The organism is uncultured Alteromonas sp., assembly GCF_963976965.1.
GTDB classification, from domain to species: Bacteria; Pseudomonadota; Gammaproteobacteria; order Enterobacterales; family Alteromonadaceae; genus Alteromonas; species Alteromonas naphthalenivorans.
Genome location: NZ_CAXBMP010000003.1, coordinates 1 through 22,711 on the forward strand (window position 1 = coordinate 1; position 22,711 = coordinate 22,711).

At 43.4% G+C, this 22,711-nt stretch carries 14 protein-coding genes; 9 read left to right on the plus strand and 5 right to left on the minus strand.

The annotated features are described in order from the left end of the window. Together AAC006_RS03165 and AAC006_RS03170 are read left to right on the plus strand one after the other, a co-directional pair. On the plus strand, positions 1 to 295 hold a 295-nt coding region (locus tag AAC006_RS03165), incomplete at its 5' end, for a PhoH family protein (RefSeq protein ID WP_339890661.1). 296 nt (positions 296 to 591) lie between these two features. Continuing rightward, on the plus strand, positions 592 to 2,790 hold the full coding sequence (locus AAC006_RS03170; protein ID WP_126873177.1) for a multiheme c-type cytochrome: 2,199 nt from the start codon (positions 592 to 594) through the stop codon (positions 2,788 to 2,790). A 79-nt stretch (positions 2,791 to 2,869) separates the two neighbouring features. Here AAC006_RS03170 and AAC006_RS03175 read toward each other — a convergent pair whose 3' ends face one another. The 3 genes from AAC006_RS03175 to AAC006_RS03185 all read right to left on the minus strand — a co-directional run bounded on the left by AAC006_RS03175 (position 2,870) and on the right by AAC006_RS03185 (position 7,321). Further along, the gene (locus AAC006_RS03175) at positions 2,870 to 3,871 is read right to left on the minus strand and encodes a hypothetical protein (protein ID WP_126873178.1); all 1,002 of its coding nucleotides are present in this window, start codon (positions 3,869 to 3,871) and stop codon (positions 2,870 to 2,872) included. 172 nt (positions 3,872 to 4,043) lie between these two features. Further along, a complete protein-coding gene (gene cysG, locus AAC006_RS03180; RefSeq protein ID WP_126873179.1) occupies positions 4,044 to 5,429 on the minus strand; it encodes a siroheme synthase CysG in 1,386 nt (461 codons plus the stop codon). Between the two features lie 125 nt (positions 5,430 to 5,554). Then, the gene (locus AAC006_RS03185; RefSeq protein ID WP_126873180.1) at positions 5,555 to 7,321 is read right to left on the minus strand and encodes a DEAD/DEAH box helicase; all 1,767 of its coding nucleotides are present in this window, start codon (positions 7,319 to 7,321) and stop codon (positions 5,555 to 5,557) included. Between the two features lie 216 nt (positions 7,322 to 7,537). On the opposite strand from AAC006_RS03185, the gene prsT reads away from it, so the two are divergent. Then, a complete protein-coding gene (prsT, locus tag AAC006_RS03190; RefSeq protein ID WP_126873181.1) occupies positions 7,538 to 10,315 on the plus strand; it encodes an XrtA/PEP-CTERM system TPR-repeat protein PrsT in 2,778 nt (925 codons plus the stop codon). 147 nt (positions 10,316 to 10,462) lie between these two features. On the opposite strand, the gene AAC006_RS03195 is transcribed toward prsT, so the two are convergent. Together AAC006_RS03195 and tolC are read right to left on the minus strand one after the other, a co-directional pair. Beyond that, complete coding sequence (locus AAC006_RS03195) at positions 10,463 to 11,299, minus strand: ion transporter (protein ID WP_126872413.1); 837 nt, start codon at positions 11,297 to 11,299, stop codon at positions 10,463 to 10,465. A gap of 267 nt (positions 11,300 to 11,566) precedes the next feature. Beyond that, positions 11,567 to 12,934 (minus strand): outer membrane channel protein TolC, encoded by a 1,368-nt coding sequence (gene tolC, locus AAC006_RS03200; protein ID WP_126872414.1) that lies wholly within the window; start codon positions 12,932 to 12,934, stop codon positions 11,567 to 11,569. Between the two features lie 293 nt (positions 12,935 to 13,227). Here tolC and nudF point away from each other — a divergent pair, with 293 nt between their 5' ends. The 6 genes from nudF (at position 13,228) to AAC006_RS03230 (ending at position 22,706) form a co-directional block, all read left to right on the plus strand. Then, the gene (gene nudF / locus AAC006_RS03205) at positions 13,228 to 13,854 is read left to right on the plus strand and encodes an ADP-ribose diphosphatase (RefSeq protein ID WP_126872415.1); all 627 of its coding nucleotides are present in this window, start codon (positions 13,228 to 13,230) and stop codon (positions 13,852 to 13,854) included. A 41-nt stretch (positions 13,855 to 13,895) separates the two neighbouring features. Continuing rightward, complete coding sequence (locus AAC006_RS03210; protein WP_185864155.1) at positions 13,896 to 14,291, plus strand: DUF1249 domain-containing protein; 396 nt, start codon at positions 13,896 to 13,898, stop codon at positions 14,289 to 14,291. Beyond that, entirely contained in the window at positions 14,288 to 15,043 is a 756-nt protein-coding gene (locus AAC006_RS03215) for a metallophosphoesterase (RefSeq protein WP_339890663.1), read from the plus strand. Before AAC006_RS03210 ends, AAC006_RS03215 begins: the two co-directional genes overlap by 4 nt. After that, on the plus strand, positions 15,040 to 15,624 hold the full coding sequence (locus AAC006_RS03220) for a YqiA/YcfP family alpha/beta fold hydrolase (RefSeq protein ID WP_126872418.1): 585 nt from the start codon (positions 15,040 to 15,042) through the stop codon (positions 15,622 to 15,624). The genes AAC006_RS03215 and AAC006_RS03220 overlap by 4 nt, the downstream gene beginning before the upstream one ends. A gap of 214 nt (positions 15,625 to 15,838) precedes the next feature. Further along, entirely contained in the window at positions 15,839 to 17,734 is a 1,896-nt protein-coding gene (gene parE, locus AAC006_RS03225; protein ID WP_013785492.1) for a DNA topoisomerase IV subunit B, read from the plus strand. 469 nt (positions 17,735 to 18,203) lie between these two features. Continuing rightward, positions 18,204 to 22,706 (plus strand): chemotaxis protein CheB, encoded by a 4,503-nt coding sequence (locus AAC006_RS03230; protein ID WP_126872419.1) that lies wholly within the window; start codon positions 18,204 to 18,206, stop codon positions 22,704 to 22,706. Positions 22,707 to 22,711: the final 5 nt, after the last annotated feature.

Sequence of the window (22,711 nt, forward strand, 5' to 3'; positions counted from 1 at the left end):
TAAGTCGGTTAACTTTATGCGCGGGCGAAGCATTCAAAATTCTATTGTTATTTTGGATGAATCTCAGAACTTAACTGCGTCACAGCTTAAAACTATTATCACCCGATGCGGTGAAGGTACCAAAATTATTGTGGGCGGAAACTTGGCCCAAATCGACAGTAATTACTTAAGTGCCGTAACTTCAGGGCTTACTTACTTGGTAGAGAAGTTCAAAGACTTCTCCGGCAGTGCAACACTGAACCTAGATGGGGTAGTGCGAAGCCGTTTAGCCAGCTTTGCAGAAGAGAATCTTTAGTGTTGTAGCTTGCTAATAATGGATTGCCTTGGGGGAATTTTCCCCCAAGGCAAAATTATTGATAAGCGTAGAATAACCCTTATTTTTGCGTTGTATTAAGCAGCGCGACACCGTTTCTATTTTCTTAGAACTTACCTCTCACACCCACATTGTAGCGGGGGCCATACGTTTCATAGTCGATAAGCTGATTGCTGAAGAGGCTAGGATAAGGTTGGGTCGTAAGTTTTTTTAAAATTAATCTAAATATTGGCCTTGAGTAAGTAAGATGTCGGATATGGTATTTTAGTGAAATTTTAATGAAGTATTTAACGTTTACTAGCCTACTAATGGCGAGTCTATTTTTAATTTTACCTTTTAAGGTAATGGGAAATACAAACTGTGTCAGTTGTCATCAGAAAGCGGTTTCCAACTGGCAAGAATCTGATCATGCGAAAGCCATGGATGTGGCAGTATCAAAGACAGTATTGGGTGATTTTTCGGGTGTAGAAGCAGAACACTATACGCAGGTGGCGCGCTTCTACCAAAAAGGCGAAGAGTTCTGGATAAATTTTACAGAAGCCGAAAACACAACGGATTACCCAGTAAAATATACTTTTGGGCACTATCCCTTACAACAATACTTGATCGAAGTTGGTGACGGAAAGCTTCAAGTATTCCCTTTTGCGTGGGACTCTCGGCCTGAATCAGAAGGAGGCCAACAGTGGTACCCCCTGAATTCTCAGGAAGATATTCAACCCGCAGACCGCTTGCATTGGCGTCAACCGTTGCAAAATTGGAACGGTATGTGCGCAGATTGTCATTCAGATGGTTTAACCCGCAACTATTCTGTTGAAACGAATCAGTTCGATACTAGGTGGCACAACATCAATGTGGGGTGTCAGTCTTGTCACGGTAAAATGAATAATCACACCGAAACCGCCGTATCACCTTCGTCTTTATCCAAAAATAGCTCTTCACATAAGCTCTCAACTGGTCAATTTCCTCTATCATCAGATGATCAAAAAGCTTTGGGGGAGTGGTTACTGGACGACGGGGATAAAATTGCTTCATGGCATGGAGAGCCTAGAGACAATCGTTTCATGGAAACCTGCTTCGCATGCCATTCATTACGCACCCCCATCACTGATGGCATAGATCCGAATGCTGCCTTTTTAGACCAGTTTGTGCCCTCGCTGTTGACGCCGACGATGTATCACGCAGATGGGCAAGTCAAAGAAGAGGTCTATGTTTATGGCTCATTCCTACAAAGTAAAATGTATACCGCGGGCGTGAATTGCTTAGATTGCCACGACAAACATACAATGAAAATAAAAGTTCAGGGTAACGGGTTATGTTTACAATGCCACAACAGCGAGGTATATCAGAAACAATCTCACATTCGCCACGACCTAAATTCATCCGCAGGGCAATGCGTAAGCTGTCATATGCCACAAACAACTTTTATGGGAGTTGATGCTCGTAGAGATCATAGTTTTAAAGTGCCGCAGCCTGAGTTAAGCACTAAGTTCGAAACACCAAATGTGTGTAATAGTTGTCATACATCACAATCTTCCAGCTGGTCTGCAGATATTATAAATAAGCGTCGCGAAGGCATTGCCCCCCCTAAGTCGATACCAGATGATTTTGTCGCTTTAATGCATAATGGTACTTTACCGATTGCCCAACACTTCGCGCTAATTGACAATAATAAACTTAGTATTATTGTACGCGCTAGCGCAATCGCGATGCTGCCTTACAGTGTTGAGCAACTCTCTGATGACGATATTAAAGGCTGGGTGCATTCAGAACATGAACTTATTCGTTTGGCGGTAGCTGGAATTGGAAACTTGTTGCCTATTCCTGAGCGGTTGAAATCTTATCAAACGTTATTGGATGATCGCTTTAAGGCGGTACGTCTTGGGGCTGCTAATCATTTACTGGATGCTAGATTGAACTACCAAGCTTCTTTTAAAAAAGCATTGGCGCTATTATTGATGTCTAACGAAGTGTCTATGTGGCGCGGCGAGTCAGCGCTTAATCAGAGTATGGTTTATTTACGAATTGGACGTATACAAGAGGCGTTGAATAGCTTGCAACATGGTATCGAAGTAGACCCTTACTATGTACCTAATTATGTCAACTTAGCTGATGTTTATCGTCAAGCAGCGCTAGCTAAAGACGAAGAACTAACACTTAATGCAGGGCTGAAAGCTAACCCTAGCTCAGCTGTATTATATTATGCTCGTGGCATGTACTTAATTCGTTCGCAAAGAAAATTAGATTCAATAGAAGCATTTAGGAAAGCTGTTAAATTAGCTCCCGACAATGTGCAATACATTTACGTCTACTTTCTAGCTTTAGATAGCTTAGGGCAAACTGACAAAGCCTTACGACAGTTAAAAGAGGCGTTAAGCCGTTATCGGTATGATCCGCAGTTGCGGCAGTTGGGAATTAACTTCGCTCAGAAAATGGATGATGCTAAAGCGTTAGATTATTTCAATAAGCCCACTTTATAGCTATCAACATCAAAGCCTGTGTTTATAGCGGTAATGTTTACGATAAAGCGCAAAAAGGGTTAATATTGTTAGAGCACTATTAGTCAATATGCTCCACTTGATAGCGGCCAGTAGAAATGTAGCGTTTCGTATCTTCTGAAATGTCGCCAAAGGGGATAAGTGCTGGGCCGGTTGGGTCAAAAAGCACGTAAGTCTTACCCTCAACTTCTAACTTCTCGTCTTCGGAAATGGCATTTATCGCGACTCCCAATAACGCATGATGGGGAAGAAAGACCATAATGATGCTGGTAGAAGGAAGAAAGGCACGTACCAAAGCGCCCGTTAGCACCGCCTTACTGTCGCAGTCGCCCCTGTTTTGCATCAGTAACCCTAACGGAGGTGCAAAACCAGAACCATTACTGGCGACTCTGTCTTCAAGGGAATCGTAAGGAATACTTTGTACCCAGCTAGTCATCAATTGTAAATAAGCGCGGTTATTTTCGATACGATCTATTTTGTCGTAAAACGCTTCCGAGATAGGCCTAAGTGATTCAAAGGTTTGAGCAACGTAGCGAAGGTGGTCCGGCTTTACTGCTTGCTGGTTAAAAAGCGTGGTGAATCGGGTGTAATAATGCTTATCAAGGTAGTCAGTATAAGCTGTTCGCTGCACGTCTTTTAGTTGAGATAATATCTGGTCAGCTTTATTCGGCTTGGTTGATTTAACCTTAATATTAATGGCGTCATTTTCATGGGTAACTGACACAACGGCTTCGCGTGGGTCGACTTTCTTCGCTTCTTTCAATAACGACACAGTAACATAACGCTGGGCTATTTCAGGTTTATAGTTGGCCTGTGTGGTAGGCGCTACCTTTAATGCGCTATTGGGCAAAGAGAATGCAATGGTTTGCTCAGTACCTTCGTTATCTAGCCATCGATATTTAAACTGAATATCATCAGGCGTCACGGTTTTGTTGAAAGTGAGTTGCGACGCGTAAGTAGCGACAGGGGTAAAACAAAGAAGAAACAGTGCGATCCTAAGCGGCAGCGCTAACCAAAGCGCTAGCGACTTAAACAACCGAGTAGGCAAGCCCATGGCAAACATCGCCGTTTGCCTGCAAAGATGGCTTACATACCCTAAAACTTGAAACCTTCGCTTTGGTGTGATTACCAATGTATAAATGCCGACATGCCGCTTAGCTGATTAATTCAGTATGCGTACGCAGGGGTAAATTGCAACAAATTAGTTAAAACCAAAGCGTGCTCACAAGGGTAAGTTAGTCACCAAACCAATTTAGCTGGTTATGCAAACTTACTACAGTACCTACGATAATGAGCGTCGGGGGCTTCAACGCTGATGTAGCAGGATTTTGCGTAATATCACTAAGCGTGCCTGTTACCACCACTTGGTTTTCGGTGGTAGCCGATTGAATCAAGGCAATGGGGGTATCTGCGGTAAGACCATTTTCAATCAGCTTTTTACAAATAATGGGTAAGCCAGTTAACCCCATATAAAACACAATCGTCTGATTGGCGTGCGCTAACGATTGCCAATTCAAATCGATAGTATCGTCTTTTAGATGGCCGGTAGCAAACACCACTGATTGGGCGTGATCTCTATGGGTTAAAGGAATACCTGCATAACTTGATGCGCCATTCGCCGCAGTAATACCGGGCACTACTTGGAACTCAATACCGTGCTGAATAAGGGTTTGAATTTCTTCCCCGCCACGACCAAATATGAATGGATCTCCGCCTTTTAAGCGTACCACTCGATTGCCTTTTTTCGCCTCATCAACCATAAGCTGGTTAATATCATCTTGTGGCAAGCTATGGTTGCTCTTTGCTTTACCCACGTAAATTTTTTCGGCATCTCGGCGAACGAGTTCTAAAATCTGCGGTGAAACTAATCTATCGTAAACCACTACATCAGCTTTTTGCATTAGCCTTAGTGCACGAAACGTCAACAAATCAGGGTCGCCAGGGCCTGCACCAACAAGGTAGACCTGACCTTGAACTTGGTTGTTTTCAGCCGCTGCCGTTAGGGCGGTTTCAAAGGCTGCATCGGCTTTGCTGTCTTGGCCTTTTTCGACCATTTCAGCTATGTCGCCATCTAACACGTCTTCCCAAAAGTAACGCCTTGCAGTAACACCATTTAAGGTTTGCTTTACTTTTTCTCTGAATTTTTCTGAAAACGCACCAAGCTTACTCAAGTTAGCAGGCAGCACAGTTTCCAGTTTTTGGCGTAAATAGCGTAATAGTACGGGCGCTACGCCGCCGCTACTCATGGCAATAATAATGGGTGAGCGATCTACAATAGAAGGGGTAATGAATTGGCAAAGTGGGGTGTTATCTACCACATTCACAAGCACTTTTTGTTCGCGAGCTAAATCGTGAATGGCTTGATTGGTTTCAGATTTATCAGTGGCAATAAAAACCATGTCTTTATCGGCTAAATCGCTATCGATAAACTCCCGCTCAATAAGGGTTACTTTCTCGTTTTGCGCCAAACGTTTTATCGTGTCGCATGCCCAAGGCGCTACCACAGTGATGTGAGCTGGAGTCTTCATGATGAGCTCAAGTTTGCGGGCGGCTACTTCTCCAGCGCCAACAATTAAACAGCGAAGAGAGCGAGCATCTAAAAATAGGGGAAAGTAATCCATTGAGGGGCACATAAAAAAAAAGAACTAACGCTATTTTGCGCTAATTCTTTTTAATTAGAAACAACGAAATCAGCCTTTATATTCCACAACGTTATATAAAGGCAGAAGTTGCTTTTATTTCGGTCTTACGACTTGCGACGTGCGCGGTTATCACGACTGCGGTTTTCACCACGGTTGTCGCCACGCTCGCGTTTCGCTGGCGGTGTATCCGACCATTCGCGAATCGACAAACGCTGACCCGCTACGCGAGTACCTTGAAGCTTGTCTTTAGTCTCTTTTGGCATACCTTCAGGCAAATCAACAGTACTGAAGTTATCATAAATTTCGATAGCACCAATGTGCTTAGAATCCATGTTACCTTCGTTTGCGATAGCGCCAACGATATTACCCGGCTTAGCACCGTGTGTATGACCTACGTCGATACGGAAGCGCTGCATACCTGCTTCTGGCTTACGACCAGTGCGAGGTGCTCTAGGCTTACGTTCACGACCGTCACGGCCACCATCTCTGCGGTCGCCACGAGGTTCACGGCTGTCACGAGGTGGCTTGCTGTGAAGGTCAGGGCGGTCGCTTTCTTTTAAGATAAGCGGCTCATCACCTTGTGCAATCTTAAGCAATGCTGCCATTAGCACTTCAGGAGAAGCTTCAGCTTCTTCTTTAATCATCTCAACTAATGGAATAAGTGTTTCAATGCTGTCATCTTGCGTAGCTTCAATAACAGATTGCTTGAAACGGCTTAAACGGGTTTCGTTGATTTCACTAATTGAAGGAATTGGCATTGCTTCAATTGGCTGCTTAGTCGTTTTCTCGATAGAGAAAAGCATACGCTTTTCACGATGAGAGATGAAAAGGATTGCATCACCAGTACGACCTGCACGGCCTGTACGACCAATACGGTGAACATAAGATTCACTATCGTAAGGTACGTCGTAGTTGATAACGTGGCTAACACGTTCAACATCAAGACCACGTGCAACAACGTCAGTTGCTACTAAGATATCAATGTTACCTTGCTTAAGTTTATCAACAGTACGCTCACGAGCGTTCTGAGGAATGTCACCATTTAGCGGTTCAACATCGTATCCACGTGCAGAAAGTTTATCAGCAAGTTCAACAGTAGCTGTCTTAGTACGCACGAAAATAATCATGCCGTCAAAACGCTCTACTTCCATGATACGCGTAAGTGCCTCAAGCTTATGATGAGGCGCTACTTGGCAGTAACGTTGACGAATAGTACTTGCAGTACTTACCTTAGACGCAATTTTTACGTGCTTAGGATCTTTAAGATAACGCTGAGTAATCTTCTTGATTGGACCAGGCATAGTTGCCGAGAACAACGCCGTTTGGCGTTCAGCTGGCGCGTGGCTCAAAATAAGCTCAACGTCATCAATAAAGCCCATGCGCAGCATTTCGTCGGCTTCATCAAGTACGAGGAATTTAAGTTCACTTAAATCCAACGTTTTACGTTTAATATGGTCAATAACACGACCTGGTGTACCTACTACAACTTGAACGCCGCGCTTAAGCTGGCGAATTTGGTTGTCGTAAGATTGACCGCCGTAAACAGGCAGTACTTTAATTTTATGGCTGAAACTAGCGTACACTTGGAACGCTTCTGCTACCTGAATCGCCAATTCGCGAGTAGGTGCTAGTACCAGTAATTGCGGCTTACGTTGCTCAGGATCGATATTTGCCAACATTGGAAGGGCAAACGCTGCGGTTTTTCCTGTCCCTGTCTGGGCCTGACCGAGTAAGTCGTGACCTTCAAGCAGTAATGGAATACTCTCGGCTTGAATAGGTGACGGTTTCTCGTAGCCAACTTTTTCAAGGGCTTGTAAGATAGGTTCTGGTAGTTTTAGATCTTTAAATGTCATGTCGACAGTTGTTGTCATTAAGGGTCCTGATGCTTTAAGTAAGGAGGGTGCGGCATACTGTAGGACGCCTTCAAACGTCGGAGTGTGCTCGCGGTATTGCAAAAAACGTTATTATATTCGAATAATGGTCAGGTTGCCACGAAATTGCACAATAATGACGAAAAAATGCACAATTGATAGTGTAAACTTCGGGTATACCTCGAAATTCAAATGATGTAGGGCAAAGGAACGACAATGAATAAGAAATACCCACAGCAGATTTTTAAGCGATCTTCTATCGCAGTTCTTCTTTTGAGCAGCCTTTTAGCAGGATGTGGTGATAAATCGATAGACGCTCATCTAGAAGACGCTCGTGCTTATGCACAGAATCAAAATAATGCTGCTGCAATTGTTGAATATAAAAATGCCATTCAGATGGACCCCAATGCAGCGGTACCTCGTTTTGAGTTAGGTAAATTATACCTTCAAAATGATAATTATGTCTCAGCAGAAAAAGAGTTAAACAAAGCGTTAGAGCTTGGCCACCCCGCCAGTGAAGTTATTCCTCTCCTCTCTGTTGCTTATCAACAGTCTGGCGCTGAGAACGCTTTAGGTGAGGTGGATTACCGCGCAGAGGGTATGACCACAGTTGAATCTGCGGAAGTTGGCTTTTATAAACTGCAAGCCTTGGTGCAGCTAGAAAAACTGGCAGAGGCTGAAGCGCTGCTAGGCGATTTACTGACGTTAGATACACAATCGGTTTATAAAGGTTTAATTGAAAGTTACGAATACGTACTTACAGAAGACTATGCACAGGCACTTACTGCTACAGAAGCACTTCGAGAGCAAGCGCCAAGCAACAAAGATGTTTTACTACAGCTTGCCCGCCTTTACTTGTTGGAGCAAAAGCAAGCAGAAGCCATTGGTGTTTACGAAGATTACACTAAAGCCTTTCCTAAAGACTTGACCAGTAAATTCGCTTACGCTGCTTTGCTAATAGAGCAACGCGATTTAGCACGTGCTGAGCCAGTGGTGGATGAACTGTTAACGCTGAATGAAGCCCATCCATTGCTTAATACGTTTAAAGGCATAATTGAATCAGCTAATGGAAATCATGCAAAAGCGTTAGCGCATTTGGAAACAGCAGTACAAAACGGTCGTAACGATCAAGTGGTGCGATTGGTTGCCGGTTTCAGCGCGTATCAAATTCAAGATTTTGAAGCGGCCCAACGACACCTTACTATGGTGGCGTCACGGTTACCTGAAAATCACCCAGGCTTAAGAATGCTAGCAGACAGCATGTTGCAACTGGGTGAAAATGACGAAGCCCTTGCCGTATTAAACCGAGTAGAAGGCGTTACGACCACTGACGCAGCGCTATTTTCAAAAGCGGGGTATCAATTACTTCGTGAAGGTAACGTACTTGGTGCCAAGCAAATGGTTGAAAAAACCGAAGCGGTAGTGGATACCTCACCAGAAGATCTCGCTCGTTTAGGTGTGTTACAACTTTCGTTAAACGATGTGACCGGTTTGGTTAACATTGAAGAAGCCGTTCAGCGGGCGCCAGAATCTACCGCCTCTCAAAACACGTTACTGCGCGCATACATCGCTACTGGCGAGCTAGAAAAAGCCAAAGTTGCTGCCAGTGAATGGCAGGAGCAAGCGCCAAGTGATGCATTGCCTTTGGTGTACTTAGCCAGCATTGCTATTGTTGAGGAAGACTTTACTACAGCCACTGACTTATTAAATAGCGCTGAAAAGTTAGAGGGTGCCGATAAAGAAGTGGCTTATGCCAAAGTGAAGTTGCTGATTGCGCAAAAGCAGTTTGCTGACGCTATTACGCTTGTGAAATCTCATATAAAAGATAGCCCTTCTGACGTGCAAGCGTTGACCATGTGGTACGCCCTAGAAGCGCGAGAAAAAAATGAAGCAGTAGTAGTTGACTACTTAGAGAAGCAACTTGCAAAACAATCAGGCGATATAAACTTGCGTTTATTATTGGCGCGTATTTATTCCCGAATGGGCGAAATAGCCAAGAATAATAGCTTGTTAGCCTCTGTTGAAGGTGATGCAAGCACCCCAATGGCGTTTTGGAATTTAAAGGGTCAGGGCCTAATTCGTGCAAACGAAGTTGAAAAAGCCAAAGCCTTGTTTGAACGTTGGGTTGAGTTTTATCCGCAAGATAAAAATGCGGTATTGGGCATGCTGCTTATCCTTGATTCTCAGAATAACTACCGCGACGGTTTAGCGCTTACTGAAAAAGTATTAGCGAAACGTCCTGATGCCCAGATTAGCCTTTTAAAAGCGTATTTCCACGCCATGATGGGGCAAAGTAAACCGGCATGGGAGATTATCAATAGTACCTCTGATGAGGTGCAAGCACTGCCATTCGTTCGCGGTATTCTCGCACGACTGTATGTTATCGATAAGCAACCAGAAGAAGCATTGGAGCATGCAGAGGTGGCTTATGAAGCTACGCCAAACTCGGACATGGCCTTGCTGATGGTGGCCATTCTTGAAATGACAGGTAAACAAGCCGAGGCCTTTTCATTTCTTGAAAAGCATGTCCAGAACACGCCAAACGATGTGCGCAGTGCCATGCTATTAGCCGAACGTCAAATTGGTAGCGATAAACAAACAGCCATAGCGACCTATGAAACTATTTTGACTAAAACCCCTGATAATTTTGTGGTGTTGAATAACTTAGCGTTTTTAAGTTATCAAAATGGAAACTTAGATAAAGCTGAAACCATGGCGAAAAAGGCCGTATCTTTACAACCTGAAAATGCAGACTCTGTAGATACGTTGGCGCAAATACTGATTGCCAAAGGCGATATAGAAGCTGCGCTTAACCTGTATTCAGATATTGCAACTCGACCTATTTTAAATGATGAGGTGTACCTGAATCACGTAGAGCTGTTATTGCAGATGGATAAAAGTGCGTTAGCTAAGCGCCGCCTAGCAAGCAGAGAGTTTGAAAAAGAAGTATCGCTTGAGCGTATAGAAACGCTTAAAACGCGCTACGGATTATAAAAGGGTGTTTGGTACCTTAAAGCGAGTAAGCAAACTGACAGCTAAATAGGTTACTAAACCGATAGCTAAGTTAATACAAACGAAAAAAGCGCCTAGGTGATATCTTCCCTTGGCGCTTTTTTATTGGCTGTTAGTTATTACTGTTGGTTATTTTTTTGAGTTTGGTTCTTCGAGTTTGGCCTTAATCGCCGTGAGCTCTGCCATTACGTCTTGTAATGTAGGTTCACTATGGCCTTCAGCTTCTAATTCTGCTCTTAGCAGTGCTTCCTTTTCTTCCCTGGCTTTTTCGTTCTCACGCTCCATCACGTTTACCACAATACCAATCACCATGTTCAAAAAGGCGAACGCAGTAAAGAAGATAAAGGTTAAGTAGTACACCCAGCTTAGCGGATAAACCCCCATGGTTTCGTACATAACATCGGTCCAATCTTCAAATGTCATCACCCTAAATAGGGTAAGCAATGAGATAGTAATGTCGCCCCAAAGCGTAGGGTTGATATCACCAAACAAGGTGCTGCCGACCGCGGCGTATATGTAGAAAATGATAAACATGAGCAACATTACGTAGCCCAGTTGAGGCAAAGCTTTTACCAGCGACACTAAGAGTATGCGAAGTTCAGGAATGATAGAGATCATCCGCAGCACCCTAAATACCCTAACTAATCGTGCTATCAACGCAAGTTCAGTATCATCGGCGGGTATAAGGCTGATAATAACAATGACGGTATCGAAGACATTCCAGAAACTTTTAAAAAAGTTTCGCTTTCGGCGTTCACCTAAAAAGCGAATAGTAATTTCAGTTAAGAAAAATGCGCTGATAAACCAGTCTAGTAGTAGGGTAACACTGCCAAACCCAGCAGGCAGTTCGTAGGTTTTGGCGCCAACTAATAACGCTGAAATGACAATAACGCTAACCACAAAGGCTTCAAACCATTTATTAGCGCGAATACGTTCAAATCGACTTTGTAACTCAGAAGCTTGCATGTTTTTCTTTGCTCACATTACAAACAAATAAGCGCTGCCAATCACTTAAGATAAATAGGCTTATTTAGGGATAATAAAAAAGGGGCAACATCATGGACGATGCATTGTGCTTGTTGCAAGTAAAATTGTATTACCGCATATTGCCGGCTTAACGTGCCTGACATTATCTTTAGATATTACATTATTGACAAAGAAGGCGGCTAATGCCGCCTTCTTTAATAACGCTGGTTGTATCGCCAGATTATTTTTCAGTTTGTGTGTAGATGACTATTCAGCGTCTTCCATTGGCTTTAAACCACGGTTGATAATAGCCACATCTTCACCGGTTAAGGTACCTGCAGCTTGCTTTAAGGTAACAACCGATTGGATAAAGTCGTAGCGGGCGCCAGATAAATTGTTGCGTGCATCAAACAAATTACGGGTGCTATCAAGTACATCCACAATAGTACGCGTACCTACATCAAAACCCGCTTCAGTTGCTTTTAACGCACTGTTTGCAGAAACCACAGACTGTTCAAGGGCGCGAATGGTAGATATTGACGCTTTTACGTTATTAAACGAGCTGCGAATAGACTGAACCGTTTCACGATACGTTTGTTCAGCCGCTTGGCTGGCAGAAACGTAAAGGTATTTCGCTTGGTCAGTTTGCGAGCTTACACGGTGGCCAGAGTAAATCGGTACTGACACTGACAGGCCAATTGACTGGCTATCAAGGTAAGGCGTCTCGTACTGAATTAACTGAGAATCTACGTCATTTTTAGAGCGACCAAGGCTTGCCGATAAATCAAGGGTCGGTAAGTGGCCTGAGCGGGCTGCCGCAATATCTTCTTTGGCAATGTCCATCGCTAAACGGTCAACCAACAATGCTAAGTTTTTATCTTGCGCTGTTTCTAACCAGTTATCGACTTTTGCAGGCACGGGCATAGTGGCAGAGAAGGTTTCTTTATCTAAGCCAAACAAACGGTCGTGGTATTTACCGGTGATAACCCGTAGTGCTTCAAGGGCAAATTCTAGCTGGTTTTCAGCCTGAATCTCTTGGGCCACTGTGCTGTCGTAGTTAGCTTGAGCTTCGTGAACATCGGTAATAGCAGTTAGGCCAACTTCAAAGCGCTGACGGGTTTGTTCTAACTGGCGTTCAATGGCACGTTTTTCTGCATTAACAAATTCAACGCTATCACGTGCACGCAATACATCGAAATAAGCAGTCACTGTTCGTACAATTAGGTCTTGCATGCTAGCGGCTAATTGCGCATCACTTTGTTCTGCTACTTTTTCGGCACGATCTAAGCCAACCCAGTTTGCGTGGTCGTACAACGACATAGACAACGAAATACCGTAATCAATAGAGTCTGCGTCGATTTCATAGGTAAGAACTTGAAGGTTTTCGGCATTTGTACCGACGGTTTGCGCACTCTCTGTGGTAGAGGTGGTGTACGACATAGATCCAGAAATTTGAGGGAGAAGGTTTGCACGACTAATGCTGATCCCTTCAAATGCAGCATCACGCTGCGCTTTCGCTTGGTTTACCAAAGGGTCATTGGCAAGTGCTTGTTGATACACTTGCGTCAGATCATCGGCAAGCGCACCGGTTGTTACTGAGAAACCGATTGCGAGCGACAGAAGTTTTCGATTCATGCTTACGTCTTCCTGTTATGTCTAGATGAGTCTAAGTGACTGCTAATAATTATAAATAATATGTGAAGTGTATAAATTTTATTCGTAAACCGAAACAGTACAGTCGTAACAGTGTTGCTTTAACTGTAACAGAATATGTGATCCAACCTAGTTCATTGGCAAGTAATCACATTTATCTCAGAAAATTCGGTATTAACTTTTTATGCTTCCGTCCGCGATTAGGGCGCGTATACAAAAGTGGTATGTCTATGTACTATGCATGATAAATCGTTTCGAACCAAAAGTGTCTGCAAATGAGCAAGAAAATCCTTTCATTTACCTCAAACGACGTTGAAATTAAGAGTGTAAAATCGGTTTATCGTGGTTTTTTCACCATGCAAGAATATCTGTTTACGCACAAATGCTTCGACGGCACCCAAAGCGGTACGGTGAAACGAGAGCTATTTGAACGCGGTCATGCTGTAGGCGTATTGCCCTACGATCCTATTTTGAATGAATTTGTTCTTATTGAGCAGTTTAGAATAGGGGCATTAGCGACATCTTCAACCCCTTGGCTGATAGAAATAATAGCGGGCATGATTGATGAAGGTGAAACAGACGTAGATGTATGCCATAGAGAGTCGATGGAAGAGGCCGGTATTGAGCTTGAAAATATCACCAAAGCAATGAGTTATTTATCTAGCCCCGGGGGAACGACCGAGCGTATTCATATTTTTATTGCAAAAACCGATGCAGAAAAAGCACATGGCATTCACGGATTAGAGACTGAGTCGGAAGATATCAAAGTACATAGAGTGGCTGAGCAAACTGCCCTTGAATGGCTGGAAAACGGACATATAGACAACGCTGCCGCAGTAATTGCGCTACAATGGTTCTTTATGAACAAATCCACGCTAATGGAGCAATGGAAGATATCGTGACACAACGTACCCACAGAAAATACGTCCCTCATCTACCCACAATGCAGGCAATGTGCGAGTTAAACTACGCGCACATTCTTCGTATTCTGCCCGATTGTGATACAGAGGAACTTAACTACGTATTTACCGTGGGCGACGCGCTTACGTACGAAATTAAGATTATTGAGTCTGCTCGATATACCAGTACGTTAAGCCTTAAACAAACGTCCGACGATATGCCCAGCTATTTAACACCTTCAATGACGGTGCGTTTGTACCATGATGCCAGAATGGCCGAAGTCATAAATAGCCAAAATACGGGCGCACTTCAACCTTCCTACGAATACCCTAATTTGAAAATGCGCCAACGCAATGAAAAGCAAATGGTGAATATCTTTCTTGCTGAGTGGTTAGATTTTTGCCGCAAATTGCGTCCTAAGGTAACTTCGCTAGCGTGAGTACCCTGCTGCATATTAGCGACTGCCATTTATTTGGTGATACCACTCGCCAAGGCTACGGCGCAATTAACCCTCAACTCAGCTTAAAACAAATTTTGATTGATGCTTTCAAGCTCTGCGAAAATATTAGCGCGGTTATTGTTACCGGTGATATTAGCGGCGATGATTCCTTAGCAAGCTATCAGCATTTTACTATCTTGATGGAAAACCACGTCACAACACCGGTTTATGTGATTGCGGGCAATCATGATAATAACCCTCACTTTGATACGTTATCTGCTTACCATCTTGTTGCTGGTAAGCCTGTTGAATTAGGCGATTGGCAAATTCACGGCCTAGACACACGTTTTGACGGGGCGAGAGGCCAAGTAGATACTCAAGAGCTCAAGGCTATAGGCAAACAGGTAACTGAAAATTCTCATCGCCATCATTTACTGGCTATGCATCACCATGCCTCGCCATCAGAAAGTTGGATGGATAAACACGACTTGTCTAACGCCGATGCGTTTTTACACTGGGTAGAAGAGGGCATTGCATTAGCGGCGATCATTCATGGCCATGTTCACTCCCCCCTTCGTTACACGTTAGGTACAGATAATCCTGTACCAGTGATGGGCTGCCCTGCGAGCTGTTGGCAGTGGGAAATGGCATCTGAATTTGCGTTAAGCAACGAACAGCCCGGTTATCAACTCATTAGGTTACACGACGATGGAACGTTAACCAGCGATATAAAGAGAATAAAAATAATATGAAACACGTGTTATATCTTCATGGCTTTTTAAGCTCACCAAAGTCTGTAAAAGCGCAGGCCACCAAAGCGTATTTCGAGCAGCATCATCCCGATGTAACCTTGCATATTCCCGCGCTTTCGAATTACCCGAGCCAAGTAGAAAGTCAGTTGTTGGCATTGATAGAGAGTACCCCCGCGTTAATTAAAGATGGGCTGCGTGTTATTGGCAGTTCTATGGGCGGTTATTTATCTACGTTTTTAATTGAAAAATTCTCGGGCAAAGCCGTATTGATAAACCCTGCGGTAAAACCTTATGAATTACTGCAAGGTTTTATTGGTGAACATACCAACCCTTACACGGGTGAAGTGTTCCACATCGTTGAAAGCGATATTAATGTAATAGAAAAGTTAGACGCTAAAGAATTACGGCATGCACCTGCGTATAAAGTGTTATTGCAAACTGAGGATGAAACCTTAGATTATCGTTTAGCAGAAACCAAATACGCATCGAGCACGCTAGTCGTTGAAGAAGGCGGCGATCACAGCTTTATTGGCTTTGAAAATCACTTGCCTGCTATCGCCGACTTTCTACTTAACGATTAGAAGCCGTTAACGAAATCTTGTTTCTCGTTGTTGCGTTACTACTTGTAGTATTAATTTTAGCCGTATTAGCTTCATATCGTACCCACCAAGCTTGCTGACTTTCGCCTTTTCATTGCGAGGGTAGGCTAGCCTTGGTAACATCAATTTATCTTGCGTTGCAGTTGTCTTCTGCGTACGTTAACCCTTGTTGCTGGCTTAAATAATAACCATAACTATGTCAAATCAATATAACTCTGATGCAATTGAAGTCTTAAACGGTCTCGACCCGGTTAAGCGCCGCCCAGGCATGTATACCGATACCACACGACCCAACCATTTGGGCCAAGAGGTTATCGATAACAGTGTGGATGAAGCCCTAGCAGGTCATGCATCCAACATTAAAGTTATCTTGCATGAAGACCAATCTCTTGAAGTCATTGATGATGGCCGTGGTATGCCGGTGGATATCCACCCAGAAGAGAAAATCTCTGGTGTAGAACTTATTTTAAGTAAGCTACATGCTGGGGGAAAATTCTCCAACAAAAACTATGCGTTTTCTGGGGGGTTACACGGTGTGGGCATTTCAGTGGTGAACGCCCTCTCCACACGGGTAGAAGTCACTATTCGTCGTGACAGTAACGTGTATCAAATTGCCTTTGCCAATGGCGATAAAATTGAAGAACTTGCGGTAATAGATACGTGCGGCAAACGTAACACTGGTACCCGGGTACATTTTTGGCCCGATCCGCAATACTTCGATTCAGCAAAATTCTCAGCCAGCCGTCTTATTCATAATCTTCGTGCAAAGGCCGTACTAAGCCCAGGTTTACGTATTCGTTTTGACAATAAAATCGCCAAAGATTCACAAGAATGGTACTACGAAGATGGTTTGCAAGATTACTTGTATCAAGCGGTACAAGAATACGAAACACTTCCTACTGATGTCCCTTTTGTAGGTAGCTTTAAAGGTAACACCGAAGGCGCTGATTGGGCGGTAATGTGGCTGCCTGAAGGCGGTGAGTTAACCACCGAAAGTTACGTTAACCTTATCCCTACTGCCCAAGGCGGTACCCATGTAAATGGTATGCGCCAAGGCTTGTTAGAGTCTATGCGCGAGTTTTGTGAATTTAGAAACTTAATGCCTCGTGGGGTGAAGCTGTCACCGGATGATATCTGGGACCGATGTGCTTATATTTTGTCTACCAAAATGCAAGACCCACAATTTGCAGGGCAAACCAAAGAGCGCTTGTCGTCACGCCAAGCATCTGCTTTTGTCTCTGGCGTGGTAAAAGACGCGTTTAGCTTGTGGTTAAACCAACATACCGAAGTGGCCGAAGCCTTGGCAGATATGTGTATCAACAATGCACAGCGCCGATTACGTCAAAACAAAAAAGTGGCGCGTAAAAAGGTCACCCAAGGGCCAGCACTGCCAGGTAAATTAACCGATTGTTCGTCTCAAGACATTTCCTACTCTGAGCTTTTTCTAGTGGAAGGTGATTCAGCAGGTGGTTCTGCCAAACAAGCTAGAGACCGAGAATTCCAAGCTATCATGCCCCTTCGCGGTAAAATCCTTAATAGCTGGGAAGTAGACTCTTCACAGGTATTAGCATCACAAGAAATTCACGATATATCAGTAGCGTTAGGTATCGACCCAGATTCTACCGATTTATCAGGTTTACGGTACGGTAAAATTTGTATATTAGCGGATGCCGACTCCGACGGACTGCATATTGCTACCTTGCTGTGTGCATTGTTTGTGAAGCACTTTAGAACGCTAGTCGACCAAGGCCATGTTTATGTGGCCATGCCACCTTTATTTCGTATCGATGTGGGCAAAGAAGTTTTCTATGCGCTGGATGAAGGCGAGAAAAAAGGCATATTGGATCGTATAGAAGCAGAGAAAAAACGCGGTAAAGTAAACGTTCAGCGCTTTAAAGGGCTAGGTGAAATGAACCCGTTACAGCTTCGTGAAACTACTATGGATCCCAATACCCGTAGGTTAGTTCAACTCACGATAGAAGACTCGGCAGAAATGCTAGAGTTGATGGACATGCTGTTAGCCAAAAAACGTTCTGGCGACAGAAAAATCTGGCTTGAAAGCAAAGGAAATATGGCGGAAGTCGGCGTTTAACCTTTGCTTGCCTGTTAGCCATATCGGTATCGATATGGCTTCACTCTGTCCAATCCCTTTCGTCGTTCACGTATTAATTCCTCAAGCAATTCGCCTATCAATAGATATGCATTTACCCATTACTTTCAAGCTTCTTTGCTGCTCCACTTCACTAATATCTTCCTGTTTAGCGCCTCGATATCGAAACTATATTTAGGGTGATGAAATAGTTACCAAATAATACCGAGAAATTATTTAACTAATACTAGCGAGTTACCCTGATGTTTTCGTTAGTTTTCAACATAAACTTTGAGGTGTTTGAACCTTTTAGGCGCATAACACGTTTTATTTAACGTAATAATATTAGACTTTGGTATATTTCTGGAGTGCTAGTTACTGGTATAGTAAGCGTATTAGATGCGGTGAAGATGCCGCAAATACTGAATGTTCGCATTAGCATTCAGTTAACTCAAACGGAGCTAAATGTAGTATGGAATCTTTACCGTCATCGCGGGCGACTAAACCTGAGATAGCTCCTTTTATTGTTGGCGTAGGCTCTTCAGCGGGCGGAATAGAAGCATTAATCAATCTGGTAAGCGAATTACCAAAAGCCATCAATGCGTCTTTTATTATTGCTCAGCATTTATCTCCTACTCATAAAAGCCAAATGACGGAAATATTGGCGCGAGAAACTGAATACCCTGTGGTTGAGGCTACGCCGCATTGCAAAATTAAAGCAAACACCATTTATGTGGGGCCACCGGGTTACCACCTTAAATACAAAGAGGGGTATTTACACCTCGATAAATCACCGGATGAACTATCTCCTAAGCCCTCCGTTAACCTCTTGTTTGAATCATTAGCTGATGAAATTGGCGATCACGCAATTGGCGTTATCTTATCGGGTACTGGCAGCGATGGTGCCAGAGGGCTGAAGGCTATTAAAAGCGTCGGTGGATTTGCCTTTGTACAAGATCCTGCATCAGCAAAATATGATGGCATGCCCAAAGCGGCTCTTGAAAATGTGGCTGTGGATTCAATTCTTGAGCCCCAAGAAATGGGGCCAGAAATAGCACATATTTCACAAAACATAGCACGCAATTTCTTAGCTGTGCAGGAAGACACTCGAAGTGAATTAATGAGTGAGCTCTACGGAAAGATAAGAACGGCTACAAAGATAGACTTCAGTTTTTATAAACAATCGACCTTATTGCGCAGAGTGAATCGCCGTTTAATTGCCACACAAACTGAAGATTTGCCGACTTATTTGGCTTATTTAGATAATAACGCTGACGAAGTCATTGCGTTGTCGAAAGAACTACTGATTTCAGTTACCGATTTTTTCAGAGACAACACAGCATTTAAAGCTATCAGTACACACATCGAAAGTATTGTAGAGCGTAAAAACAGTGGCGACGCTATTCGGTTATGGGTAGCAGGATGTGCTACAGGGGAAGAGGCATATTCATTAGCCATCTTGTTTCTAGAGGCTATTGAGAAGCAGGGTATTGATGCCAACTTACAGGTTTTTGCGACTGATATCGACGAACATGCGCTCTCAGTTGCTCGTAAAGGTGCTTATTCTGTTCAAGCCATAGCGAGCCTTTCATCGGATTTAACCGATAAATACTTTCGATATGCAGACAATGCGTATTACTCGCAAAAATTGCTGCGTGATGTAATTACTTTTTCGCGTCAGGATATCACGCGGGATCCGCCGTTCTTACACCTTGATATGGTGTCATTTAGAAATGTACTTATCTACTTTAACAGCGATTTGCAGCAGCGGGTTTTATCACTGTTTCGCTACTCGTTAACCAAAGAAGGTATTCTCTTTTTAGGTAAGTCTGAATCGATTGGTTCAACAGAAGATATGTTTGTTGCCCTTGATAGGCGCAGTAGAATTTTTAAAGTGAGCGAGGCATCTAAGCCTCCTGCACTACCGAAAATGTTAAAAAGCCATGTAGATATCACCAAAACGAAAACGGCTATCACTAACAGCTACGAAAATATTTTTACCCGTTCGGTGCTGAATAGTTTTGGCCCAAGTTTACTAATAAGTGAGAGATTTGCCATTTTACACTCGCATGGCAACTTACAGCGCTTTATTACTTTTCCATCTGGGGTGCCCGACCTTAACTTATCGAAACTGATTGCTGTGCCTTTTGCCGCAGACTTAATTTCTTGCGTTAATAAGGCAAGTCGTACTGGTGAAATAGCGACAAGCCGCGCTAAGCGACTAGGTGACGATGACAGTCAACTGTGGAAATTACGGGTACTGCCGCTAGAAAACCAAAGCCCTCAGCACTACTTAGTTAATTTTTACGAAGACGAGGCCATCATTGATGTCGAGCCTAAAGAGGCGCTGGCAACCAATGAAGCTGATGTTGCTGAGTTGATTGCGGCCCGTGAGCAACTACAAACGCTTACCGAAGAAATGGCTGCCTCAGCAGAAGAAATGCAGGCACTTAATGAAGAAGTGCAGGCCGCTAATGAAGAGCTACAAGCGAATAACGAAGAACTGGAAGCTACCAACGAAGAGCTTCAGGCTACCAATGAAGAACTGATTAGCGTTAACGAAGAAAGCATGCGTAAGTCTGCTGATTTAGGTGCGATAAACAGTGAGTTGATGAGCGTTTATGACACGTTAGATTTTCCCATCTTGGTATTTGATACCGATACCTGCTTAAGTCGAACCAATGACGCCGCCAATCGCCGTTTTCATTTAAATAATGGCTCGCTTAAAAAGCCGATGTACACGCTTAATTTCCCCGACTATTTTGAAGACATTGAAAAGCGCTTAAGCAAAACCCTGCGCAACGGGGTAAATACCAGCATAGTGATCAAGCCGTCGAGCCAAGAAACTTACAATGTGTTTATTACGCCAATTCTAAACAGTAGAGACCGCATCACTGGGGCTATTTTAGTTATTATTGATAATTCAGAATTGGTTATTGCCCACGAGCGAATTGAAAAAAGCCAAGAGCAGCTTTTGTCTATCATGAATAATTCGTTGGCGTTAATTGCACTTAAAGATAATGCGGGTCGATATGAGTTTGTTAACTCGCGGTTTGAGGAAGTCTTTGGCGTAACTGCACAAGAAGTGGTTGGCAAAACCGACCTTCAAATCTTTGAGCGAGAAACGGCTCGTCAGTTCCGTGAAAAAGACTTAGACACCATGCGTACTTTATCCCCGTTAGAAACGCTTGATGAGTTCATATTACGAGCCGGTAAAGTTATTATCAAAAGTGTGCGATTCCCTATTTTTGATGCCGAAGGCACCATTAAGTCAATTTGTACCCAAGCAACAGATATTTCAAAAGAGCTACATGCTAATGAACAATTGCGATTAGCTGGCAAGATATTTGAACGTACCAGTGAAGCTATTCTTGTTACCGATGCCAACCAGCGCATTCTTACCACTAACGAAACGTTTGCTGAGTTAACGGGGTTTTCTCAGCAAGAGTTAACTGGCAAAACGCCAAAAATGCTGGAATCAGGAGAGCACTCTAAAGATTTCTTTTTAGCAATGAAAGCCTCGTTGAACGAACGAGGATTTTGGCAAGGTGAGGTCATTAACAAGGTTAAAGATGGTAGTCATGTAAAAATGTGGCTAACGGTTAATGCGGTGAAAGGCGCCAATGGCGATATTGTTAATTACGTGGCGGCCTATAGCAATATTGACGAAATAAAGAATATGCAGCGCCGCATTGAATATCTCGCTACCCATGACGAGCTTACGGGGCTACCCAATAGAACCGTGTTACTTGAACGCCTTGAACTAATGATTAGTGGGGCAAAGCGCAGCAAGCAATTATGCGGTGTACTCTTTGTTGATTTAGATAACTTTAAGCCGGTTAACGACAACTTAGGACATAAGGTAGGGGATTTGCTACTCAAGCAGGTCACGAAGCGTCTGCAACAATGTATTCGCGATACCGATTTGTTGGCGAGAATTGGCGGTGATGAATTTGTAGCCTTAATATCGGCCTCTCATATTGACGAAATTGATGATATTGCAAAGCGTATTATCAGCCAGGTTCAAAATGAGTTTGATGTATCAACCCATTCTATTTCGGTTTCTGCGAGCATCGGTATCGCCGTTTACCCTGCTGATGGGATTAGCTCAGAAGTACTCTTGCAGCACGCTGATGAAGCCATGTATTTAGCGAAATCTACTGGTCGCAACCAATATCAGTACTTTACCGCGAAGATGAAAGAGCAGGCATTAGCCCGTTTAGAAGTCGAAAAACAGCTTAAAGTAGCATTAGATGGTAAACAGTTTTCAATGGTGTACCAACCTCAGTTTGAGTCTACGTCGAACGCCATAGTTGGCGCCGAGGCATTACTGCGTTATAAAAATAGCGACGGTGAAGTACTTAATGCTGAGTCATTTATTAATATTGCCGAGCGCGGAAAACTGATTGAAACCATAGGCTTTCATGCGGTTGAGTTGGTTGCGCGAGAAATTGCTCAATATATTCAACTTGGCAGTAAACTGCCCGCCATAGCGATTAATTTATCTGGATCGCAGTTGCTTACATCTGATTTTATTAAAAACTTTGTGGCAGTACTAGACCGTTATGAACTAACCGCAGGACTATTTAAATTCGAAGTATCAGAAAAAGATATTGAAAGTGGTGAAGAGCGAATTTACCATCGGTTGAGGACATTGGCCTCGATGGGCAGTGTGATTAGTATTGACGACTATGGCCTGTACAAGAGTGCAATATCTCAGCTTCAACAAAGCGGAGCGAGTGAAATTAAGCTATCCAGCCGATTATTAGCCGACGTTAGCGATAACAATGATTCAAACAAACTTATTCACGCTTTGATTAATGCAGGAAAAGCACTAGGCCTTAAAATCATCGCGGATAAAGTTGAAACTCAGCAGCAACTCGATTACTTACGGGATATCGGGTGCGATGTAGTACAGGGGCTTGTTTTTTCGCCTATGCTTACATGCGCAGAGCTTAATAAACAAATTAGTTAATAATA